We start from the raw sequence: 3,091 nt of genomic DNA on the forward strand, positions 1-3,091 counted from the left end.
TCAAGGTCGATGGCCGTGATGGTTTCACCATACGCGTACGACTGGTCAGGTATTGGCGCCGTAACGAACGGCGCCTGCCGGACGACCCAGGCGAACTGGTTCGACGTCACCTGGCCGAAAGCGTTAATCGCATCGACGGTGACCGTTGTGTTCCCTGGACCTGTCGGGACCCCCTGCACCAGGAACGAATCCGGCGGGCTATCCAGCCCCGCAGGCAAGGCACTGAAGCTGGCGGTGACCGGCGGCGTGCCTTGTACGTCCAGGTACTGCGAGAAGTCTACGCTGACCGTCTCATCCACCTGGTTATCCTGGTCCGGGACCACGCCCCAGGTAGGCGCGACGCCCACCACATCAAACGCAAACGTCGTCTCAATCGGGGCGTTGATGAAGGCATCAATGAACGTCGCCGTCAGCACCTGAGCCGACACGTTCTGAGACGTGACGCCTTCAATAATGCCCGACTCATTGTCAAGGAACAGGCCCTCTGGCAAGGGGCTTATCGAGAAGAATCCGGACGACCCAGGCTGACGAGTGATGTAGTCGTTCAGGTCAAGACTGACCGCTACCTCGGTGCCGAAGCTCTGGTCAGGGACCACGTCCCAGACCGGGTCACTGGTGGTGATAGTGATCTGAAACTGCCGCTCAACACTGACGTTGTTGGCGTCAAACAGGATCGCCTTCGGGTTGTAGACGCCCTCGTTGGCGTCCGCGCCGCTACCGTAGATATCAATCGTATTGGGATCAGTACCCAGGGTCGAGAAGTAGCCCGGGGGCAGCGGCGGGTTCCACGTCAGGGTGGCCGGGCGCTTTGCCTGGCCCGTGATGCCAAACAGTAGCCCGCCATCATTCTCGGCGAAGGTCTGGTCTGCCACCGGGTCCAGCGTCGGGACCTCGTACGCGTCCTCGTTGATGAACACGCTGATCTGCTGCGGCCAGTTGGCGGACTCAATGTCAGACGTCAGGGCCAGTGTCCCCGGCCCTGGCTCGAACCCGGTGACCGCCTGCAGAGGCAAATCAAACGTAAACGTGCTGTTGTCCGGGTCGGCAGTATTGACCGTCCCGACGCCTTGCCACTGGGTGCCCAGGAAGTCGGTAAGGACTACGTTATCGACGTCATAGAAGTTGTAGCCATAGACCACGACGCCTGAGCTGCCGCTGGTAATTCGGCCGTCTTCCACTTCATTCGGGTCACGGACACGGGTGATGCCCGTGTTGATCTGCAGTATCTCATTGACTGCCGGGTATCCGGACCACAGCTGCAGGCTCTCATCCCAGACCGAGTAGCGGTACTCGGCGCCGCGCTTCGATGCTTTGATCTCACCATCTGGATCAATCGTTGAAATGTCAGCCGCACCCGCCGGGATAACCACCCGCTCGAACAGGCAGGTATCGCCGTCTGAGACTTGGTCATCATTGACGAAGATGCCGCCGGTAGACTGGTTCGCAATGACAAACTGCTCAACGTCCGCAGGCTTGACCATGGGCGCGGTCAGGCGCGACGGTCCTTCGGGCTGGGTGTCTGTCACTTCGATGTTGAAGTCGCCGTAGAACATCGCCTGGTAGTCCGGGAACGTGCCCGGGTCGTGGATGATCGGGCAGGTGAACGTGATGCTGTTCTGGCCCTGGCCCGTCGGCGTAACGGGAACCCCGTTGAGGGTCATGGTCTTGCCGGACACGTCCCAGGTGCCAGCCAGGTTCACCTGGACCGACTCACCCGCGACCATCGGCGAGGACTCCAGGGACAGCTGCCGCCCCTCGAAGAACGGGTTCGCCGTCGCGGCCATGTCGGCCATTTCCTGGTTGGTGAGCGCACCAGCCCATATCGCGGCCCAGTAGATCGTGCCGTCAAAGTGGCCCAGACCGCCGCTCGAGCTGTAGCGCCTGGCGAGCGAGATCCTGTCCAGGGCGCCCAGGACGTTAAGCCCTAAAGTCAGCCCTTGATCCTGTACCCCGTTCAGCCACAGCGTCGCCTGGTTGCCGTTGCGCCGCAGCGCCAGGACAAACTCCTGGTTTACCGTGATCGGGGTGACACCGTCGATATTGTTGACTATGCCCGCGCCGTTGTTCACGTTCGCGGCACCGGGGTCAGACGTCAGCTGGATAAGCTCCAGGCGCTTATTCAGCACCGCCACCTCGGCAGCGGTGAATATGGTATGGAACACCGACAGGTCTTCAAGCTTCGCCCGAACAGCCATCGTGAAGTCGTTATCGACAAAGTCCGCCGGGATGTTTGCGGGCCAGGGTATGTCTACCCATTGGTTTGACCCGTTGAAATTCAGCCCGTCAAGCTGCCCGGTGCTGTCCAGTACCGGGTTGTTGATGCCCGTCTCAGGCGTGCCGTCGTCCGCTACGTGGTCGTAGAAGGCGTCGTCGGTCCTGCCCCTGGTGTTCACGTCCCACTGCGCCACAGGCGTCGTCAGCGTCGCCGCAGACACAATGCTCAGGGTCACTGTCGCGGGCGCTGAGGCGTTGCCTACGGAGTCCCTGACGACGTACGTGAACGAGTCCGAGTCGGTGCCCGTGCCGTCGTGCGTGTAGAACATCCGCCCGTCGGCCTGCTTGAGCACGGAGCCGTTGGTGGGTTGACCCACGACCGCAGTGTCGGTCGGGTTAATCGGGTTGGTGCCAGCTTCGTCGTTGGCGACCACGTCAATGAACACGCTGCCTGCCTGCGCGCAGGTGATAGGACCGTCAGCATTCGCCGTGGGCGCAACGACTGCGTCGATGGTCATGGTCACCGTCGCCGGGTCTGACACGTTCCCCTGGTCGTCCTCGACCGTGTACGTGAACGAGTCAGTCAGGGTCGCGCTGCCGTTGTGGGTGTACCCGACCAGGTTGCCGGGGAGTATCTCGGCTACGCCGTTAGTCGGCGCTGACGCTATCGCCAGGCTGGTCGGGTCGATGGGGTTGTCGCCGTCCGTATCGTTGGCCAGCACATCAATAGCAATGGCGCCACTGTTGGCCACGGTCGCCGCGTCATTGACCACATTCGGGGGCACTACAGCCGCAACCGTGACGTTGACCGTGGCCACATTGGAAGTTTCGCCCTGGTCGTCGTCTACCGTATAGGTAAACGAGTCAGGCCCAGCCG

The 3,091-nt window shown here is 61.7% G+C and carries 1 protein-coding gene; it reads right to left on the reverse strand.

Features of this window, described 5'->3' with window-relative positions; genetic code table 11:
- Nucleotides 1-3,091, reverse strand: a 3,091-nt coding sequence (locus WBM60_RS02020) for an Ig-like domain-containing protein (RefSeq protein ID WP_424282691.1), incomplete at both ends; no start/stop codon positions are given.

The organism is Eudoraea sp., assembly GCF_049669105.1.
In the GTDB taxonomy this organism is placed as follows: Bacteria; Bacteroidota; Bacteroidia; order Flavobacteriales; family Flavobacteriaceae; genus Eudoraea.